The sequence below is a fragment of the Celeribacter halophilus genome (assembly GCF_900114135.1).
In the GTDB taxonomy this organism is placed as follows: domain Bacteria; phylum Pseudomonadota; class Alphaproteobacteria; order Rhodobacterales; family Rhodobacteraceae; genus Celeribacter; species Celeribacter halophilus.
The window spans coordinates 196,331-216,895 of sequence record NZ_FORY01000004.1; the positions used below are offsets into that span (position 1 = coordinate 196,331).

At 57.5% G+C, this 20,565-nt stretch carries 19 protein-coding genes; 9 read left to right on the forward strand and 10 right to left on the reverse strand.

What is annotated here, in order from left to right; translation table 11 throughout:
• Positions 1 to 364 precede the first annotated feature (364 nt).
• From BM152_RS05545 to BM152_RS05585, 9 genes are all read left to right on the forward strand, one after another.
• On the forward strand, positions 365 to 1,345 hold the full coding sequence (locus BM152_RS05545) for a TAXI family TRAP transporter solute-binding subunit (protein WP_066601381.1): 981 nt from the start codon (positions 365 to 367) through the stop codon (positions 1,343 to 1,345).
• A 67-nt stretch (positions 1,346 to 1,412) separates the two neighbouring features.
• Positions 1,413 to 3,617, forward strand: a complete 2,205-nt coding sequence (locus BM152_RS05550; protein ID WP_082715310.1) for a TRAP transporter permease — start codon at positions 1,413 to 1,415, stop codon at positions 3,615 to 3,617.
• 369 nt (positions 3,618 to 3,986) lie between these two features.
• Entirely contained in the window at positions 3,987 to 5,474 is a 1,488-nt protein-coding gene (locus BM152_RS05555; RefSeq protein ID WP_066601379.1) for an NAD-dependent succinate-semialdehyde dehydrogenase, read from the forward strand.
• A 125-nt stretch (positions 5,475 to 5,599) separates the two neighbouring features.
• Positions 5,600 to 6,484 (forward strand): NAD(P)-binding domain-containing protein, encoded by an 885-nt coding sequence (locus tag BM152_RS05560; RefSeq protein ID WP_066601377.1) that lies wholly within the window; start codon positions 5,600 to 5,602, stop codon positions 6,482 to 6,484.
• A gap of 135 nt (positions 6,485 to 6,619) precedes the next feature.
• The gene (locus tag BM152_RS05565; protein WP_066601375.1) at positions 6,620 to 7,852 is read left to right on the forward strand and encodes a TRAP transporter substrate-binding protein; all 1,233 of its coding nucleotides are present in this window, start codon (positions 6,620 to 6,622) and stop codon (positions 7,850 to 7,852) included.
• 69 nt (positions 7,853 to 7,921) lie between these two features.
• A complete protein-coding gene (locus tag BM152_RS05570) occupies positions 7,922 to 8,581 on the forward strand; it encodes a TRAP transporter small permease (RefSeq protein WP_066601373.1) in 660 nt (219 codons plus the stop codon).
• Positions 8,582 to 8,591: 10 nt separating this feature from the next.
• Positions 8,592 to 9,947 (forward strand): TRAP transporter large permease, encoded by a 1,356-nt coding sequence (locus BM152_RS05575; RefSeq protein WP_066601372.1) that lies wholly within the window; start codon positions 8,592 to 8,594, stop codon positions 9,945 to 9,947.
• A 179-nt stretch (positions 9,948 to 10,126) separates the two neighbouring features.
• A complete protein-coding gene (locus BM152_RS05580) occupies positions 10,127 to 11,035 on the forward strand; it encodes a LysR family transcriptional regulator (protein WP_066601371.1) in 909 nt (302 codons plus the stop codon).
• Complete coding sequence (locus BM152_RS05585) at positions 11,036 to 11,779, forward strand: sulfite exporter TauE/SafE family protein (RefSeq protein ID WP_066601367.1); 744 nt, start codon at positions 11,036 to 11,038, stop codon at positions 11,777 to 11,779.
• A gap of 66 nt (positions 11,780 to 11,845) precedes the next feature.
• On the opposite strand, the gene BM152_RS05590 is transcribed toward BM152_RS05585, so the two are convergent.
• The 10 genes from BM152_RS05590 to BM152_RS05635 all read right to left on the reverse strand — a co-directional run bounded on the left by BM152_RS05590 (position 11,846) and on the right by BM152_RS05635 (position 20,498).
• Positions 11,846 to 12,160 (reverse strand): NIPSNAP family protein, encoded by a 315-nt coding sequence (locus BM152_RS05590; protein ID WP_066601366.1) that lies wholly within the window; start codon positions 12,158 to 12,160, stop codon positions 11,846 to 11,848.
• A 27-nt stretch (positions 12,161 to 12,187) separates the two neighbouring features.
• Entirely contained in the window at positions 12,188 to 13,219 is a 1,032-nt protein-coding gene (locus BM152_RS05595; protein WP_066601362.1) for a YeiH family protein, read from the reverse strand.
• Positions 13,216 to 13,884, reverse strand: a complete 669-nt coding sequence (locus BM152_RS05600) for a fumarate hydratase C-terminal domain-containing protein (RefSeq protein ID WP_066601360.1) — start codon at positions 13,882 to 13,884, stop codon at positions 13,216 to 13,218. Before BM152_RS05600 ends, BM152_RS05595 begins: the two co-directional genes overlap by 4 nt.
• A complete protein-coding gene (locus BM152_RS05605; protein WP_066601359.1) occupies positions 13,881 to 14,840 on the reverse strand; it encodes a fumarate hydratase in 960 nt (319 codons plus the stop codon). The genes BM152_RS05600 and BM152_RS05605 overlap by 4 nt, the downstream gene beginning before the upstream one ends.
• A gap of 57 nt (positions 14,841 to 14,897) precedes the next feature.
• Positions 14,898 to 16,661, reverse strand: coding sequence for an L-aspartate oxidase (locus BM152_RS05610; RefSeq protein ID WP_066601358.1), 1,764 nt, complete (start codon positions 16,659 to 16,661; stop codon positions 14,898 to 14,900).
• A 3-nt stretch (positions 16,662 to 16,664) separates the two neighbouring features.
• Positions 16,665 to 17,006 carry a succinate dehydrogenase, cytochrome b556 subunit gene (gene sdhC, locus BM152_RS05615; protein ID WP_066601357.1) on the reverse strand — a complete coding sequence of 114 codons (342 nt, stop codon included), beginning with the start codon at positions 17,004 to 17,006 and terminating at the stop codon, positions 16,665 to 16,667.
• Positions 17,003 to 17,332, reverse strand: coding sequence for a succinate dehydrogenase (locus tag BM152_RS05620; protein ID WP_066601356.1), 330 nt, complete (start codon positions 17,330 to 17,332; stop codon positions 17,003 to 17,005). The genes sdhC and BM152_RS05620 overlap by 4 nt, the downstream gene beginning before the upstream one ends.
• The gene (locus BM152_RS05625; protein WP_231730495.1) at positions 17,329 to 18,066 is read right to left on the reverse strand and encodes a succinate dehydrogenase/fumarate reductase iron-sulfur subunit; all 738 of its coding nucleotides are present in this window, start codon (positions 18,064 to 18,066) and stop codon (positions 17,329 to 17,331) included. Before BM152_RS05625 ends, BM152_RS05620 begins: the two co-directional genes overlap by 4 nt.
• Before the next feature lie 348 nt (positions 18,067 to 18,414).
• Positions 18,415 to 19,131 carry a histidine utilization transcriptional repressor HutC gene (locus BM152_RS05630; RefSeq protein WP_231730494.1) on the reverse strand — a complete coding sequence of 239 codons (717 nt, stop codon included), beginning with the start codon at positions 19,129 to 19,131 and terminating at the stop codon, positions 18,415 to 18,417.
• A complete protein-coding gene (locus BM152_RS05635; RefSeq protein WP_066601346.1) occupies positions 19,128 to 20,498 on the reverse strand; it encodes a formimidoylglutamate deiminase in 1,371 nt (456 codons plus the stop codon). Before BM152_RS05635 ends, BM152_RS05630 begins: the two co-directional genes overlap by 4 nt.
• Between the last annotated feature and the right edge of the window lie 67 nt (positions 20,499 to 20,565).

Below are 20,565 nucleotides of genomic sequence, written 5' to 3' on the forward strand. Positions count from 1 at the left end.
ATAAAGTGAGGTGTAAAAAAAATTTGACCAATCCTGAATATCGCATTCAAACGGGTGAAAATCATTAGTTTTCACATGTGGTTACAACGCAGACAGGGCTCTCCGGCACGTTGACCGAGTTGCTGTCATCCTGTGATCCCCTACGGATGCAGTTTTCTGAATTTTTTGTAAGCGTTTAATATAGACGCCCCTTGCTTTAAGGGAGTTCATGTAAGCAGCACTTACTCTGGGCGAAACTATTTATTGGGCTCACGCATCAAAAAATGAGTATAGCATCAAAAAATGAATTCACACACGGACAACTGGGAGGTTGAATGCCCGAGAGGCATTAGGTCCGGATGTGAAGGACAAATGGGAGGAAAACATGAATATTACGAAAATCTTGAAAGGGGTTCTCGCATCAGCTGTGCTTTTGGCTGGGTCCGGACCGCTTTTGGCAGACAATGATTGGCCAAGCGATATTAAAATCGGGACCGCCAGTCAGGGTGGCAGCTATTCCATCATTGGCAGCGGGATTGCCAGTCTGATCTCGGACCAGCTTGGCATCAATGCCTCTGCCGAGATCACCGGAGGGCCGGTTCAGAACGTCACAATGGTTGAAACCGGCGACCACCAGATCGCGCTTGCCACGCTCGGACCGGCCAAGGCCGCATGGGATGGTCAGAGCACGCTGGCCCCCGGCATGGAGCACAAGAACCTTCGGGCGCTGTTCCCCATGTATGTCACGCCGTTTCAGGTGATTACCCTGCGCAAATCCGGCATTGAAACGGTTGCCGATCTGGAAGGCAAACGTATCAACTTCGGACCGGCCACGGGCACCGGAGGCACCTACTGGCCCCTCATTCTGGACACGCTTGACGTTTCTTATAGCGAGCGATTTTCCGGAGGGTCGGATGCCGCAGGACAGTTGACCGATGGTCTGATCGACGCCATCGCCTTTGCCGGTGGTGTGCCTGTGCCGTTTTTCTCGCAGCTCACGGTTGAGGCCGATGTGCTTATGTTCGGATTGACCGAGGAGGAGCGCCAGACGGTGATGGCCGAGATGCCGGTGTTCGCCCCGTTCAACATCGTCGGCGGGACATATCAGGGCCATGACTATGATCAGGAAACCGTGGGCATGTGGAATTTCGCCATTACCAGCGGCGAAATGCCGGAAGACATGGCCTATGAAATCACCAAGACGGTTCTGACCAACCATGAGTATATGACACAGGTCCATTCCGTCATGAAGGACATGGTCGCCGACAATTGGGAAGCCAATCAAGTGATCCCCTATCATCCGGGTGCCGCACGGTATCTGCGTGAGGCCGGATTCGAGATCCCTGATGAATTGATTGGCCAATAAGCGGAACGGGAGTCGGGCGTGAGGACGCCCGCTCTCTAAAACCTTATCCCCAACGCTGGAGTCTTCCATGACAAGTCGAACTGAACTGGGGAACCTTGTTTCCCAACTTGAGAAAGATGTCGAAAAGCCCCCGATCTTGTCACACGGGGCCGATATCGAACCTGCAGGGCCGAACGACCGGATATTTGAGGGAGTTCCTGCGCTTTTATTCGGGGCGCTCTGTGTGGCCTATACGGCGTTCCACCTGTTCGTAATGAACGTCTATCCGGTGGAACAATGGACCTATCGCATCATGCATATTGCAGGCGGACTGGTCCTCGGATTTCTGCTGACCGCGCCCCGCCCATGGCAGCATGACACCGCCGAGACATCCTTTCTGACGCGCTTTCGCCTTGAATGGCCTGTCGGCCTTTTCGCCGCCGCTTTGATTTTCGGGACATTTGCCCTGCAAAGCTACGGGATGATGGTGAAGTCTCAGGATGCCCGTGCGGTCTTACCCGATATGGTCACCAACGGGTTCGGAGCGGCTTTGCTCATCGGTGTTCTGCTGACATTGGCTGCGTCCTGGTCAGGAAGCTCCGGCAAACGCGCATGGTTCCATTGGTCCGACATTCTACTGGCGCTGGCTGCGGTCACGGTGGCGCTTTACCTGATTTCCAATCTCGGCATTATCCGGATGCGGGCGGGCACGCCCCTTGCGACGGCCGGTGATGTCTATGCCGCGCTGACGGGGACGCTGCTTATTCTGGAACTGACGCGCCGCGTTGCGGGATTTGCGCTGGTCATCATTGCCGCGATTTTCATCCTCTATTGCTTTGTCGGCCCCTATATGCCCGGCTTCTTGCAACACAGCGGATATACGTTGGACCGGATGATCACCTACATCTATTCCGACAACGGTATCCTCGGGCCGACAACGGCGATGTCATCGACCTATATCATTCTGTTCGTGACCTTTGCGGCCTTTCTTCAGGCCTCGAAAGTCGGGGATTACTTCGTCAACTTCGCCTTTGCCGCCGCCGGTCGGAGCCGTGGCGGTCCTGCGAAAGTGGCGGTGTTCGCCTCCGGTCTGATGGGGATGATCAACGGTACCTCTGCGGGGAACGTCGTCTCCACCGGTTCGCTCACCATTCCGCTGATGAAACGTGTGGGCTATCGGGGCCAGACCGCTGCCGCCATCGAAGCGGCCGCGTCTTCGGGCGGGCAGATCATGCCGCCGATTATGGGGGCTGGTGCTTTCATCATGGCGGAAATCACCGGCATCGCCTATTCCGAGATCGTTATCGCCGCGATCATTCCCTCCGCGCTCTACTTTGCGTCCATCTACCTGATGGTGGATTTCGAAGCCCTCAAACGCGGGATGAAAGGTCTTCCGAAACACGAGTTGCCAAAACTTGCGCAGTTGTTGCGGCAGGTCTATCTGTTCACGCCGGTGATCATACTGATCTACGCGCTGTTCATGGGCTATTCCGTGATCCGTGCGGGCACTCTGGCTATGGCCGCCGCCGCGATGGTGAGCTGGCTGACCCCCAATCGCATGGGGCCGCGCGCGATCCTGCATGCCCTGCAACTTGCCGCGCAAATGTCGATCCAGCTTGTGGCCGTTTGCGCCTGTGCCGGTATTGTCGTGGGCGTCATTTCCTTGACAGGTGTCGGCAGCCGTTTTGCCTCCATTCTGCTGGCGGTGTCGAGCCACAGCCATCTGCTCGCCCTGTTCTTTGCGATGTTGCTGGCGATCATTCTGGGCATGGGGATGCCGACAACAGCGGCCTATACGATTGCGGCCTCTGTGATCGGGCCGGGGTTGATACAATCAGGGATCGAACCGCTGACGGCGCATTTCTTTATCTTCTACTTTGCCGTCATGTCCGCCATCACGCCTCCGGTCGCACTGGCCGCCTATGCTGGCGCGGCACTTGCCGGTTCCAACCCGATGAAGACCTCGGTCGAAAGTTTCCGCATCGGTTTGGCGGCGTTCATCGTGCCCTTCATGTTCTTCAATGCGCCTGCCCTTCTGATGCAGGGAAATCTCATGGATATCGTGCACGTCAGCATCACCGCAATGGTCGGGATTCTGATGCTGTCCTCAGCTGTCTCGGGATATTGCTTTGGCACAATGTCACCCCTCGGGCGTCTGATGCTTTTTGCCGGAGCCTTGGCGATGATTGATGGCGGGGTGATCTCTGACATCACGGGGATCGGTTTTGGCCTGATCATTGTCCTGTCGCAAAAACGGAAAAGAGCGGCAGAATCCGGTTACGAGACCAGCTAACGCAACAGGGCCATCCGGCCCGTGCAAAAATACAGACGGAAGGACTTGGCCCGCCGGTTTTGGCGGGCCAAGTGCCGTAAAAACACGACCTTGCCCCCATGTTTTCTGTCGTAGGAACGGTAAGTTTGGCATCAACGATAACTCACTCTTGAACAGCGCCCGAGACAGGAAAACGTCTGGGCGCACAGATGGGATGTCACTCCAACTCTGTCTGAAAAACCTATCTTTTACAGAATATTAGTCTCCGTTGACGAAAGCGGACAGATTTCAAATATTAAGCTAATCTTACACATATCGTTAGCTTAATGCGCTTTATTAAAATCCCCTAACACCATAAATTTTTCTAAAGAATTGTTCGGAGAGAAACGCATGTCATTCACCCTCGCAAGCTGTGCACTTTTTAAGCAACAGGCGTATCATTCGGGCCAATGGCTAGATGCCAAAGACAAGAAAACCTTCGAAGTCACCAATCCGGCGACCGGAGACGTTTTGGGCACTTGTCCTTCCCTGACAGAAGAAGACGTTGAAAACGCGATCTCCGCAGCGCAGGAGGCCTTTCGCAGTTGGTCCGCGCAAACAGCGGCCCACCGCGCGTCCGTGCTCAAGCGCTGGCATGGCCTCATACTGGCGCATAAGGAAGATCTCGCGCGGATCATGACAAGCGAGCAAGGCAAGCCGATCACAGAATCCCGCATTGAAGTCGATATTTCGGCAGCCTATGTCGAATGGTTCGCCGAGGAAGCCCGTCGAGTTTACGGCGATGTCATCCCCTCGCCGGTCGGCGGGCGGCAGACATTGGTCACCAAACACCCCGTCGGCGTGGCCGCCGCCATCACGCCTTGGAATTTTCCGGCATCGATGTTCACCCGCAAACTCGCGCCCGCGCTCGCGGCAGGTTGTGCGATGATCGTGCGCCCCTCAGAACGCACCCCGTTCGTGGCGCTGGCCTTTGCCGCGCTGGCCGAAGAAGCGGGGCTTCCCCCGGGAGTGTTCAGCGTTCTCACGGGCAGTTCGCGCCGTATCGTCAAGGTCATCACAGAAAGTCAAACGGTCAGGAAAATCTCTTTCACCGGATCGACAGAAGTCGGGAAAAGCCTCATCAAACAAAGCGCCGATACGGTCAAACGCATGTCGATGGAGCTGGGGGGCAACGCCCCTATTCTGATCTTTGACGATTGCGATATAGAGGCCGCGATCTCCGGATTGATGGCCCTGAAATTCCGCAACGCCGGTCAGACCTGTGTCTGCGCCAACAGGATCTTTGTGCAAAACTCCATCCGTGATGAAGTTGTCGCCCGCTTTGCCGAACGCGCGGCGGCCTTGAAGCTCGGTGACGGTCATGCCGAAGACACAGATATTGGTCCGCTTATCACCCCTGATGCGGCGCAAAAAATGCACGAGATCGTTCAGGATGCAGTGAAAGCTGGCGCGCGCATCGTCACCGGAGGGCAGATGGGCTGTGAGGACGTTGCCCCGAATGAGAAAACAGCCTTCTACCAGCCAACAGTGCTCACCGATGTCACGCCGACTATGGACGTTGCGCGCAACGAAATTTTCGGGCCGATCGCACCTGTTCTCGGGTTTGACACGGAAGAAGAAGCCATCGCTCTGGCCAATGACACCCAATATGGCCTCGCCTCCTATATTTACACACAGGATCTGGGCCGCGCGTGGCGTGTGTCGGATGCTTTGGAATACGGGATGGTCGGCGTCAACGAAGTGGCCATTTCCAACGAGGTCGCCCCTTTTGGCGGCATCAAGGAAAGCGGTTTCGGGCGCGAAGGCTCCAAATACGGGATCGATGAATATCTGGACATCAAATACCGCTGCATGGGTGGTCTGGCGAAACCGGCCTGACCCGAAATGCCACGCGCTCCGCTGTCGCCTGATCCGACACACCCGGACCGGCAGCGGGGCGGCACACTCCAACCTTACAACCTGATCGCGCCCCCGGACGCGCACGCACAAAAGGGACTACCAACATGGCAAAAATCGGCTTTATCGGTCTTGGTCAAATGGGAAGCGGCATGTGTCGCAACCTGATCAAGGGAGGGCACCAACTCAAGGTTTACGATTGCGCCGAAGCCGCCGTTCAGAACATGGTTGATGCCGGCGCGGAAGCCGCAACCAGCGCACGCGCTGCTGCCGAAGGTGCAGAGGTCGTGTTCACGATGCTCCCGATCGGTGACATTGTTTACCAGACGGTCTTCGGTCCGGACGGCATTGCCGAAGGCATTTCCAATGATGCGATCTATGTGGATATGAGCACCATTCTGCCCGAAGAAACGCGCAACATTGGCCGGAAGCTCGCGGAGCAAGGCGTGGCGATGGTGGATGCTCCCGTCGGGCGCACCTCGGCACATGCGGTTGCGGGCACGTCAACCTTCATGGTGGGCGGGGACAAAGAACATGTGCAACGGGTCATGCCCTATCTGGAGTGTATGGGAGAATGCATCACCCATTGCGGCCCTCTGGGAACTGGTGCGACCGTGAAACTCGTGAACAATTACATTTCTGCGGTGTGCAATCTGGTCACGGCGGAAGGTATGGCGCTTGGTCTGGCGGCTGGAGCGGATCAGGACACGATGGTGGAAGTCATCTCCCAGACGCCCGCAGGGCTCGGGCATATCAAGACCACATGGCCGGCCAAGGCCTTGGCCGATGACCCCTCGCCTGCGTTCATGCTGGACCTTGCGCGCAAGGATTTGGGGCTGGCGCTGACTGCCGCGGCCGACGCCAAAGTGCCATTGGCCACCGGCAGCGTCACCCGTGAAATCTATAATATTGCGAGTGCTGCCGGACATGGCAGGGAAGACTGGACCACCGGGATTTACCGGACGGTCAAACATCTGGCCAACGCCACATAGGCCAGCATTAAAACGCCGGATTGACTAGGCACGGGCATGATGTCTTTCGGAGGAAGAGGCATCGCGCATCAGGCATTCCCAGAGGCAGACGGCCTGATCAACAGGCTGATTTACCGAAATTTGGAGGAGGACCCAATGAACATCTCACAAAAACTGAGCCGCATCTCACGGCGCGACCTGCTTAAACTGGCCGGACAATACGGCATGTCATCCACCCTGCTTGCCGCCGGAAGTTTCACCGGTGCCGTGACGCTGCCCGGATTGGCGCGCGCAGCGGAATCGACATACGAGAAGCGCTATGCCAAACCTGCAAAACACACACTGAAATTTGGCGGCGCCGGTTTGAACCCCCGCAACTTGCTGGTCGAGCGGGCCGGATGTCTGGAATTTGCACGCGATCTGGAATCGCGCACGGATGGAGAAATCCGCGTTGAATTCATGGGAGACAACCAGATCTGCGGGCAGTTGAGCTGCGTCGAGAAAGCCCAGAACGGTATTGTGGATATTTACACATCAGCCACACAGAACTCCGCCAGCGGGGCTCCCTATCTCAATGTTCTGGATTATGCCTATGTTTTCCCGAGCAGGGCCTCGCAATACCATTTCCTCTACAGTCCGGAATCCAACGCCCTGTTGCGTGAGCCTCTGGAGAAACGTCACGGGCTGAAATTCCTGTTCAGCCATTGCGAACTTCGCGGGCTCCAGATGGGCAAGAGCTTTGAGGACAAGCCCACCGTCACGCGCATCGAGGATCTCTTTGGCACCAAGAACCGCGTGACCGGCACCCAAATGGGCCGGATCGCCATGCGGTTGATGAACCTCAATCCGGTTCCGATCGCGTGGGAGGAAACACTGGACGGATTGAAAACCGGCCTGATTGACGGGGCCGAAACATGGGCCTCTGCTGTGGCCTATGCCAATATGTCCCCAGTCGTGTCGCAATCCATTGACCTGCGGTTCTTCAGCGGCACAGAGCACACCGCCATGTCGGCAAAGGTCTTCGACAAGCTGGACGGCTATCTGCAAGATGCCGTGATGGAATCCGCCTATCTGGCGCAGGTGCATGTGCAGGCGGCAAACGAAGCCTCTCTGGTGAACACTGTCGGCTACACGGCCCCGCCCCTGTCCGGCACCATTTTCGAACAAAACAATGTGCGCACCGCATTCCTCGCCCCCGACCAACTGAAGGTCGCAGAGGAAATGTGTTCCCCTGAATTCAATCCCAAACCTTGGGAGAAATGGCGCGAGCGCATCAATAACTGGGCAGGCGGCATTGATACATACACCGAGTTGCACCGTGTCGCCCGTGAAATCCCGGCCGATATGCGCGCAGAAAACGTCGAGCCGCGGCGCTGGTGGAAAGCCTGATCCCGACACATTGACGCACAAGGGGTGGCGTGTCTTCCGACGCGACCACCCCAAAGGAGGAGGACCACCATGTTCGGAGATATTTGCGAAATACTAAGTGCCGTTCTATCGAACGACGCCTGGATGATCAGCGAAGCACTGACGTCAAATGCTGTTTGGGTCTTGGGCGGCGCGGTGACGCTGCTCGGTGGCGTATTGTTTCTTGTTATTTACCACTATGTGCCGTGGCTTGAGCGGAATCTGGAAGCCTCGGTAATGGTCTCAACATACCTGCTGATCGGGGTCATTATCTTTGTCGAGGTGTTTCGCCGTTTCGTCCTGAATGTTCAGTCATCATGGTCGACAACCCTGCCCCCGTTCCTCTTTCTCATCATGACGTGGGTGGGCTGTGCCTATAACGTCAAGACCCGCAGCCATCTGACGTTTTCAGAATTCCGTCTGAATATGCCACGCAAGCTCCAGTTCCTCTGTCTGTCGCTGGATGCTGTGCTCTGGATCGGTTTCTCATGGATCATCGTGGTGACATCGACACAGACGGTTGCGAATTCCGCCGCTAATTTTCAGGTCATGATGGGAACCGACAATCTATTGCAGTGGTGGTTTCTCGCCTCCGTGCCGCTCAGCTTCATCCTGATCTCGGCGCGCACCATCGAAAACTGGCTGCTCGACCTGAAAAACTTCCGCGCTGGCAATGACCTGATCGTCACGTCCGCAATTGGCGCAGACTGAGGAGACCACAATGACTGATGGATCTTGGACCACACTTATTTCCATTGCCGTGACACTGTTGTTTATGCTTGGCGTTCCAGTCTTTCTCGTGATCGGCTACTGGGTCATTGGCATGAGTTTCGTGCTGGGCCTGCCCCTGATCAATACGGGGTCGGCCCTGGCGGATGTTTTTACGGACGGCTTTGCCCTCTTGGCCATGCCGTTGTTCATTCTGACCGGCGATCTCATCAACCGCTCCGGTATTGCACGGCGCTTGTCGGATTTTGCCTATGCCTGCCTTGGCTGGCTGCGGGGCGGTTTGGCCATGGCCAGTCTGGGGGCCTGCGGGTTGTTCGCGGCGATCTCCGGTTCCAACTCGGCCACAACGGCCACCATCGGCTCCATGCTGCATCCGGAGATGGTCAAGGGCGGCTATGACGAACGGTTCTCCGCCGCAACCGCCGCAGCGGGGGGTACGGTCGGCATCATCATCCCGCCCTCCATCATCTTCATCGTCTACGGGTTCTTGCTAAACCTGCCCATTTCCGAACTGTTTGTCGCTGGCATTATTCCCGGAGCCATGATGGTCGGCGCCATGATGCTGGTGGCCTTTATGATCTGTAAGCGAAACGGCTGGGGCTATCTGATCCCGCTGCAACTCAACCGGATCATGAAAACAGCCATCGGGGCATGGCTCGGCTTTTTTGCCATCGGTCTTGTCCTGTGGGGCATCTACACCGGCAAGTTTTCCCCCACCGAAGCGGCGGGCGTTACTGTCGGGTTCTGTATTGTTGTGGGATTTATCAGCCTGCCCGTCTATCGCCTTATGGGATCGCCGTCTGAAGATAGACCCTACACAGAGCGCAACATGTCGGAATATCTCGTCGTGCAAGGGTTTACGCCCGTTGAACTGCCCTCGATCACCATGCGGTCTGCCCAGATTGCAGGGGTGCTGGCGCCGCTGATTGCGGTCTCGGTCATGATGCAGCAAATCCTGTCCGTGCTTGGCGCGCAGGAGATCATCGGAGATTTCGTGCGCGGTATGGGTGGCTATTATGCGGTGCTCTTCACCTCGATGGCGATTGTGTTTGTAGCGGGGATGGTGCTCGAAAGCCTGCCCGTGACCATCATCCTTGCCCCGATCCTCGCGCCGGTGGCCCATTCTGTCGGGGTGGACCCCGTGCAATTTGGTGTGATCTTCCTCGTGGGCGCCTCCATCGGGTTCATCACCCCGCCTTACGGGCTCAATCTCTATGTGGCCTCCGGCGTCACAGGGGTGCCCTATCTCAAACTGCTGAGATACACCGTGCCCTACCTCCTGTCGCTCTTCGTGGTCTGGATCATGATTGCGTTGCTGCCCTTCCTCACCTCCATTCTGATCCCGTAAAGGGAAGGACCGGCGACACTTCACCACTTCGGTTGGCAGTTCACACCTATTGCCAACCGGAAATCCCGTAGGTCGGACGGCATTTACAGCCTGCGCGGCCACAACAGGAAAGTATTGATTAATATATGTCCGTATGAAATGATTTTTATGAAACAATTACTTACGTTTAGGGTGAGAAAATGTCCATTCGCATGCTGCGCACGCTCATTGCTATTGCTGACCACGGAACCTTCAGCGCCGCGGCGGACGCTGTCTTTGTCACCCATGCGGCCGTGAGCCAGCAGATGCGAGCACTGGAAGAACAATGGCAGGTCCAGATCTTCAACCGCGCCACACGCACCCCTGAATTCACACCGCTCGGTCTGGCCATTCTGGAGAAAGCCCGAGAAGTCGTTCAGGCCTATGACGATATTGTCCCCTCCGTGATCGGGGATGACGGGCTGAAAGGGGAATTCAATCTCGGCGCGGTTCCGACCTCCATGACCGGACTGGTCCCCCTGGCCAGTGCAATGCTCAAAAACAAGTATACAGATCTCCATGTCAGCCTCTATCCGGGTCTGTCCAACCACCTTATCAATCAGGTGGAGCGCAATCTCCTGAACGCCGCGCTGATCTCGAAGCCGAGCGTGATTTCCAAGAGCTTGTCATGGACACCTCTCGCAGAGGAGCCCATGGTCCTGATCGCGTCTCAGGATGTCGAAGGCGACGATGCGCAAGAGATTTTGCGCACCCATCCGTTCATCCGCTTTTCTCGTGACGCTGTCGTGGGGGACATTATCGAGAACTGGCTTCAGTCCAACAACATCAGCGTTGTAGATACGATGGAGCTCATCAGCCTCGAAAGCATTTCGAGCATGGTTATGGCCAACCTCGGCGTTTCCATCGTTCCCGATCCTTGCGTGGTGCCCATGAACGGCCTGCCTCTGCGCAAAATTCCACTCTGCGCGACCCCGCCGACACGTCAGCTTGGCCTCATCCAGAGCAAATCCAGCACCAAGACGCGTGTTCTGGAAGAAGTCACCAACGCGCTGCGCGAGGCGATTGATGTCGGGCTGTTTTCATCCGATACGATTTCAGGACCACACTAAATGACGTTGGAATTCATTCTTATGCTCGTTTGCGGCGCTGTCGCTGGCGGATTTATCAACGGTCTGGCGGGGTTCGGCACGGCGCTGTTTGCGTTGGGATTCTGGCTCCAGATCATGCCCGCCCCGCAAGCGGTGGCCATCGTTGTCATTGTCTCCACGCTTTCCGGCCTTCAGGGCGTCTGGATTGTGCGCACAGATATACGCGCCCGCATGGGGCGTCTGCTTTTGTTCCTTCTGCCGGCCGTTATTGGCATCCCTCTCGGCGTAGAGCTTTTGTCATGGATCGACAGTCGCACCCTCAAAGTGACCATTGCCGCTTTCATGCTGCTGTTTGGCGGGTTCTTTACCGTCAGAAGAACGCTCCCGAAATTCACCCGACCGACTCCGGTTCTGGACGCAGGGGTCGGTTTTCTGGGCGGCGTCTTAGGCGGTGCAGCCTCTTTGTCGGGAGCTTTGCCAACCATGTGGTGCGCCATGCGACCGTGGAGCAAACAGGAAACCCGTGCTGTCTTGCAGCCGTTCAACGTCATCATCCTGTGTCTCACCGCGATACTGCTGGCCTTGCGCGGTGAATACACGCCACAAACCTTGTTGTTTCTGGCAGTTGCCCTCCCTGTCACCATGCTCTCGGCCCAGCTCGGCATCTATGTTTTCAAACGGTTGAGCGACCTCCAGTTCCGCCGCCTTTTGATCGCTATGATGTTCCTGTCCGGCGCGCTCCTGATGCTGCGCGAGCTGTTCTGAACGCGGACATAAAACAAGGCGCACCGAAAACGATGCGCCTTGTCTCGGGGGACAACGTCAAAGTGGTCAGTCGGCCTTGAAGAACGGGGCCGGAACCAGAATTTTATTCTCGATATGATCGACAAGCGGTCTCATTTGCACCGCGTAGTCCTGCCATTCCTGAGAGGCCTGAAGGGCTTTGCGCCGTTCCCAGCGATCATCCATGCTCTTGTAGCCCCACATATGGACAATCTGGTTCAGCGGCCCGATGTCCGTAAAGTAATACCCCACCATCTGCCCCAGAATACGGGTCTGGACCTCCAGCCCCTCTTCTTCATAGAGTTTCAGGAATTTCGGCACATTGCCATTTTTGAGCGTATAGGTACGCATATCAACGAACATGGATTTCCCTCGTTTGTAGATCACAGGTTAGATAAGAAACAGGTGGATGGCGCTGAGCACGAAGACGGCCAAAATCACTGTTGAGAGACAGATGACGATAATGGCCCGCGCGCCGACATCTCCGAGTTTGCGCAGGGATGTTTTCATCCCGAGCGCGGCGATGGCTGTCACAAGACACCAGCGGGACAGATCCAGAAGAAAGGCAACGGCCGTCTCGGGGATCACATCCGCGCTTCCGATCAGAACCAGAGCCGCAAACCCCAGAACAAAAAACGGAATGGGGAGAGACTTCTTCTCCGTTTGTGCGGATGCGCCGGAGAAGACCAGAGACAGGATGATGACAACCGGCACCAAAGTCGCAACACGCAGCAGCTTGACGAATGTTGCGGTCGATCCGGCCAGATCAGACACAGAATACCCCGCCCCGACCACCTGCGCGACATCGTGAATTGTGGCACCAAAGAACACGCCCGTCATTTCATCGGACAGTCCCAGAACCCCTGACAGGATCGGGTAGAGGATCATCGCCAGCGTGGAAAGTGCCGTCACCGCAATCACCGTGAACACAGTGTTGCGTTCCAGATCCGGATCGTCTTTGGGCAGCACAGAAGAAATGGCCAGAGCCGCAGAGGCCCCGCAAATCGCGACCGCGCCTCCGGTCAGAAGACCGAAACGCGCGGAACCACCCAACACACGCGATAAGAGGATGCCCACTGCAATGGTCAGCCCCACACCGCTTAATGTGATCAACAAAACCCCGAGACCTGCAGAGGCAATCTGCTGCACCGTAATGCCCAGTCCCAAGAGCGCGACACCAAAGCGCAGCAGTTGTTTCGAGGCAAATTCAATGCCGCTGACCGTATGCGTGCCCGCATCCGACAGGAACGCAAAGGACATGCCGATCAGCAAGGCCATGAGCATGACGGGCGCGCCGTAATGCTCCGACAGGAATTTGGCTGCCAAGGCAACAGTGACCGCAGAGAGGACTCCGGGAAACAGGGTTTGCAGTTTTCTGAACATGGCAACATGCGGGGCGCTGGAATTGAGAGCCTCCTTCATCCGATCAACTCTTCGGACCGGTCGTCCGTTTCACCGAACCGTTTGAGAACCGCCGGACGGGTGCCTTCGTAAATCCGGTCGAGATTGCGGGAAATCTTTTCATTTTCCTGTTCGAACAGGCAGTTCCCTTCGAGATCGGACGCCACAAAAAACGGCCCCATATGGTTGCACCGGATGACCCACATCGCCTGGGCGAGCCCGAGTTCCTCATGCCAATGCACGGCCTCGACCTTCTCGACTCCCCGCCCCAACAATGCGCCGGTGCCGTAGCCTACGGTCGACAGGTAAATGGCCCCGTGTGGCACGAAATAGGATTTGTAATCTGCCGAAGACATGCCGCCTTTGCCGATGATCAACTTGGCACCGCTTTTCTCCAGCCATTCCGGCAACCATTTGGCGAACCGGAAACTTGCCGTTGCGGTCACGGCCCCCATGTCGAAAGAACCGTCTTCACGGATCACAGCCGCCGGAGAACAATGGAAATTTGCGGCACTTTGCGAAGGCAATTCCATCGGGATATTTGCCTTGTCCTCCAACGCCCGCATATAGACGCCCTCACGCGCGGTATACATCAGCCCGTCCAGATAAACGACGTCGCCAAGGCGCAGCTGGGCAAGCTCTTCCTGTGTCGGGGTTGTGCTCAATACGATTTCGCGAGGTTTCATTCGGCTGCCTCCTGCATAGTTCCATCCCATTCAACGGTTTCGCGCCGCTGATAGGGCGTGAACCAATCCGGATCCGTGCGATGTTCGACCCGTCCGTCAGGGTAAATCCGCGCCACGGCACGACGCGAGGACAGGCAGAACGCATGGACAGACATCTGCATCCCGCCGGTGTGGCAATAGCCCACCTCGATATTGGCATCGATCACCATGTTCTTGCCGACAAATCCCATGGCGCCCATGCCGATAGAGTTCCCCAGTTCCTTCAACTCGTCTTCAAGCTCGGCAATACGCGGGTCGGAATTCCGGCTGCCAACCGTACGCAAACAGGCGGCGCGCTTGCCAAGGACCATACATGTGTCCTTGCACCCGCCCAGACCGATGCCGATGATCGCAGGCTGACACGCCAGCCCCCGCTTTCCGAAGGCCACAAGGCTATCGAGATAGAACCGTTTGATCCCCTGCAATCCGTCTGACGGGAACAGCATCCGGTAGTCTGTGCCGAACAGTCCGCCTTTATGAACCGTGATCAAATCGATCCAGTCGCCGTCCGGCTCATACCCGTATTCGATTTCGGGAGCGCCGATGCCGACATTGTTGTTATGATCCGTGCGCCATAGCGGATGCACGCGATTGGGGCGCAGCGGAACGGCACTGGTGCTACTCGCCGTTGCCCGACGCAATGCCGCCTCCAGCGCGACAGGGCCGCCTTCCACGCGGGCATCATTGCCCATTTTGACATACCAACGCGGCGTGCCCGTATCGCCACACATCGCACGGTGGTCCTCTTTGGCCGCCTCATAGTTTTCCAGCATTGCCTGCAACACAAACGAGCTGAGGTCTCCGTCTTCCGTATTGGAGGCGGATTTCAATCCTTCGAGGTAATCCTCGGGGATTTCAATGGCCGCTTTCGCCATCAGATCTTCGGCAGTGGATTGGATGATATCTATCGGTATCATGCTGACCGTTTCCTTTTCCTTGCTATCTCGGCGCTCCGGCCCGAAGGCCGCACCGATTTACTGGGCCGCAACCAATGTTTCGGGTTCGTCGTCCGGAAGAATGGTTTCGCCGGGTTTTACGATGGTGAACTGGACATCTTCCCTGCTGACAGTCAGCTCGTCGCCCTGCTTTTGCACCACGGTGAAGTAGGAGGCTTCCAGTTCGCCCGGCTCGGGGAAATCTTCGCGGAAATGCGCGCCTCGCGAGTTTTCACGCGTCAAGGCGGCGCGGTTGATGACTTCGGAAATATCGATCAGAGACGCCATATTCAGCCAGTCATGCCACGTCAGGTTAAAGGCCAGATGAGAGGCGTCCACACCGGTTTCTAGCAATTCTCCGCGCAGATCGGCAATGCGGGACAAGCCACGTTCCATCCCCTCGCCGGTGCGCATCACGCCCACGTCTTCCCACATGGCTTCTTGCAAATTGTTGCGCAGGGTCTGGATGTTGGCAGGCTTGTTGCTAAACGGACGCATGGCGCGTTCGACTTCGGCGGAGAGGATTTCTTCGTCCGGATCGCGCAGAGTGGGCATCTTGCGGATGTCAGCGCCCATCGTATCACCGGCAACGCCGCCATAGACCGTCGAATTGGCCACACCATTGCCGCCCAGACGGTTGGACCCGTGCGCCCCGCCGGCATCCTCGCCCGCAACATAGAGGCCTTCCATAGCGGTGCGGGTATCGGGATCAACCACCACGCCCCCCATGAAATAATGCGCTGTGGGCACAACCTCGACCTTGCCTGCGGCCAGATCAAAGCCCGAGTCAGCACAGCGTTTCACCATGCCGGCAAATTTCTGGCGCACGTTTTCCGGTCCCAGATGGCCCATGGAAATGAACATGCCGACCTGTTCCGGATTGTTGTTCTTGCGCATTTCGGCATAGATGCCGCGGCTCACAACATCGCGTGTGGCGCGTTCGCCGCGGTCGTCATAATCGAACATGAACCGCTTTCCGGCGGCGTTGAGCAATTGCCCGCCCGCACCGCGCAGACCTTCTTCCAGAACCGTGCCGGTCATGCGGGTGTGTTCTCCGGCCAGAAGCCCTGTCGGATGGAACTGCACCATCTCCATGTCGCGCAAAGGCAGACCGACGCGCAGCGCCATCGCCAGACCGTCCATCGTCTTGTCGCCTGAGGGCGTGTGATACTTATACATGGTCGGCCCGCCGCCCGTGCCCATCATCACGCATTTCGCCCGCACGAAACGGAACTTTCCGCTGCGCATATCAATGAACAAAACACCTGCCAGCGCATCGCCGCTCTTGTTCGGGATCAAGCCGATGGCGCGATGTTCCTGAAGCTTTTCAATGGGGCGGGACAGCACCTGTTCCATCAGACGGTTGATGATTTCGATCCCCGTCAGATCGCCTTTGTGCACCGTGCGGTCCGCCGTTTGTCCGGCAAAGGCCTTTTGGTGCAACTGGCCATTGGGCATGCGGTCAAAGAAACAACCGATTTCATTTTCCAGCTCCCGAACACGCACCACGGCTTGTTCGCAAAGCTTCCAGGCCATGTCCTGATTGGGCAGCCATTTGCCGCCCTGAATCGTGTCCATGAAGTGACGCTCGACCGTGTCACCGTTTCCAAGCGCGACATTGTAGCCGCCCTGAACCATACGGGTGCACCCGCACTTGCCGATCAGGCCTTTGACGGCCAGCGTGATCTTGGTGCCCGCAGGGGCGCTTTGATGCGCGTGCAATGCGGCGAACAGGCCCGCACCACCGGAGCCGAGGATCAGAATATCCGTGTCATAACGTTCGATATCGATTTTCAAAGGCATAGCTTACACCGCTCGCAAGAGGAAAGAACCGGAGACGAGGAAAGCCCCCGCCAGTGCCGCCGCTGCCGCACTTTTTTGCCGTCCGGACCATGGAAGAAATTCAAGAGCCAGAAGGCGCAGACCGCCAAACAGGTGGACAGCCAGCAAAAAGACCAAACCGAATTCGGCCAGCTTCACGATCGGGTTGTCGGCAAATGCCAGAAACCGGTCCAGGCTGGCAGGTCGTGTCAGTGCCATTGCCAGAACATACAGATGCACGGGCAGGAACAGGGCCAGACCGAGCCCCGAAAGGCGGTGCAGCATATAGGCAAACCAGAGCGGGTGGGTTCGATGAGGACGGATCATAGCATTGTCACGGCCATTACAGCACGTGCCCCCAAAAACAGGATGGAAATTCCAAAGGCCCACATGACAAGCTCAAGGGCGAGACCGCGCAGCTTGAGAACTTCGTGGACAATCACCCGCATACCGATTGCGGAGTGGATTGACACGGCCACCACAAAGCAACCGTAGAACAGGAACCACCACAGGCTTCCCATGGTGCGTTCAAGGATTTCAGCCGTGGTCAAACCGCCCTGAATGGCATAGATCATCACGCCCAGATGCCCGAAGACCAGCGGGACCATGACCATCGCACTGAGCCGTTGCGCCATATAAAGTCCGAGATTCATTGTCTGTCCTCCTTGGATTTGAAGAGGAACGACTTCGCGCTGGCCCGTTTGAGCCCTGCAATTGCACTCAACGGGTCCAGTTCGTTCGGGCAATACTGTGTGCAGCTGCCTTGGGTATGGCAGTTGTGGCAGCCGTTGTTTTTGGACACAGCGTCCAGAACGGCCTGCCGGTCCTCGACCTTGCTGTCATTGTAAAGCGTCCAGGCCCGTTGCAGCGCCGCCGGCCCCAGATAGTCGGGCGTGTTGGCCACCGTATCGCAGGCCGCGTAGCACACCGAGCAATTGATACATTCGATACCTTTGTTGGCCTCGACGCGTCCGGGATCCTCGGGAGAGACTTCGGCAATAGGTTCTGCACGGGAGCGGCTGGGTGTATGGACACCACCGGCCGCGATCCATTTGTCGAAAAACGGGTCCATATCTGCGGCAAGGTCCTTGATCGTCGGCAGATTGCGCAACGGACCGATTTGCAGCGCCCCGTCCCGCGTGACCTTCTTGACATGTGTCCGACAGGTCCAGCGCGGCTCGCCGTTCACCATCATGGCGCAGGACCCGCACATCCCGACCCGACACGCATAGCGGTAGCTCAGCGAGGGATCGATTTGCTGCTGGATCCATGTCACCACGTCCAAAACCGTCTGGCTTTCACGCGCTGGGACCTGAAATGTCTCGTATTCTCCAGTGTCTCCAGTGCCTCTCCAGACCGATACTTCAAGAATGTCTTCTTCGCTCACGGCGCACCTGTCGTTCTTCAATGGGTTATGAAAATACATTATGAGAGAGTTTAACTAACACAAAGGAACTAATTCTAACCATTTATGTAATAGCAACTTACAATAAGGGCGCAGCAGGAAAGCCCTGTTAAAGTGTTGATGAAAATAATGTTTATAGAGGAATTCCGCGTGGCCCGACGGTCAGCGCTTCGGTCGCGCTCTGGCCAGCGTCTCATCACCGCATATGGCATGCGCGTACAGGGTGGCGACCCTCACACTGGCCCCACAGTAGCTCCACAATGACCCGCATTGCGCAAAAATCTGCGGCACAAAAGGCCGGATCAGCCCGCCCCCGCTCACCCTCACCTGTTACAAGTCGAGACGCATACGGTGTGAGGGAGAATAGGATTGCTGAACCAGCGTGATCGGTGCGGCCTCCAGCCATGTCACACGGATCATCGTCATCACCGGATCATCGGGTGCACAGACAAGATGCTGGCCCCGCGCCCCTGCGGTTTCCGCGAAAAATTCCATTGTGCCATGCGTGTAAGGGGCCTGCCGCACCAGCCATTCGTTGGCGCTGGTCTCTGTCAGGTCCACGTCTTCGATGTCAGGCACAGTGTCCAGAACAATCCAGCGGTCTTCAAACATATGCGGCACGTCATCAGCGAGGTGGAGGCTCTGCACCCGTAGTAGGCGCTCCGAGCCGGAGAGTTTGAGATGTTCACGCACCAGCGGTGGCGGCGTGTCCAGTTTGCGCTCCAACAGGCGGTATTCATAACGCGCACCGCTCGCGATAACATCGGCGCGCGTCAGGGGGATAGCGAGCGTGGCCTTGCGGCGCGGTGCCTCGCGCACACGGGTCCCCGCCTTGCGGCGGCGGTCCAGAAACCCCGAGGTCGCAAGGTCGCGCAAGGCACGGTTGACCGTCGCCCGCGCACAGCCGAATTCCGCAGCAAGATCCACCTCGTTGGGGATCAACTCTCCGGGCGCATAGTCCTGCGCGCGGATACGGGCCATCATCGTATCACGAATAGATTGCCAGCTGACCGAACTGTCGGCCTTGCCCTCTTTGCTCAAGCTCACACCTCATGTCCAAGCCGCTCCATGACCTGCGCATAGGCCGGCACAATCGCGTCACGTTCAATATGACGCCCATCTTGTACCATATGACGCCCCGCTGACCAGACATCGCGCACCGATCTGTCGTCACGCGCGAAAATCCATGTGTCCAACAGGCCATCACCGGCCTTGGCGCAGCCATCCGGTCCCAGATCATCCAGCGCCAGAAGGTCGGCCCAAAGCCCCGTCGCGATGGCACCGGTTTCGCGGCCTGCCGCCTGCGCCCCGCCTTCGACCGCGCCTTGAAACAACACCCGTCCGGTCGAGCGACCCGCATCGGCCAGAACGGCGCGCCTGCGGTCGCGCAGACGTTGCGAATATTCGAGCGTGCGCAATTCTTCTGTCAGAGAAATGCGGATATTGCTGTCCGAACCGACACCAAACACCCCGCCAGCCGCACGCCAGCGCGCTCCATCGAAAATCCCGTCCCCCAGACTGGACTCGGTGATCGGGCACAGCCCCGCTACCGCCCCCGTCGCGGCAAGCGTCTCGGTCTCGGCGGGCAGCATTTGGGTGGCATGGATCAGGCACCAGCGTTTATCGACCGGAGCATTTTCCAGCAACCATTCGACAGGGCGACGTCCGGTGGCGTCCAGCACCTCCTCCACTTCCGCAACCTGTTCGGCAAGGTGGATATGAATCGGTGCATCCCCCGCAAGCGAGATCGCGGACTGAAGCCCCGCCGCATCAACGGCCCGCAGACTGTGCGGTGCGATGCCCAACCCGCTATCGGCCCCGAGCGTTGCGACATGGCCCCGCGCCGCCTCGACAAGGCGGGCGAAGCGGTCGGGATCATTGCCGAACCGGTCCTGCCCCGTCACAAGCGCGCGGCGGTCCAGACCGCCGTAGCTGTAGAGCACCGGTAAAAGGGTCAGCCCAATCCCCGTTTGTGCCGCTGCCGCCGCGATCCGGCCCGCCATCTCCGCCAAATCGTCATAGGGACGACCATCCGGCCCGTGATGCAGATAGTGGAACTCCACATTCGTGGCATAGCCCGCCTCCAACATCTCCATCTGCACGAAAGCCGCAATGGCCTGAATGTCATCAGGGGTCAGCCGGTCGAGAAAGCGATACATCAACTGGCGCCACGTCCAGAAACTGTCTTGCGGATCATCGCCGCGCCGTTCGGTCAGACCGGCCATCGCTCGTTGGAACGCGTGGCTATGCAAGTTGGCCGGCGCAGGCAGCAAAGTCTCGACCCGCGTTGCCTCAGGCGGGCAGTCCGCTCCCACGACCACAGCCCCGATCCGGCCATCCTCATGAATATCGACTTTCACCGCCTCTGCCCAAGAATTCATCACTAGCGCCCTGCGGGCCCAGATCGTCTGCATGCTCGTCTCTCCGTGTTGACAGGATTATTATGTGCAGACATATTAATTTCAAATCAAGAGAGAATCG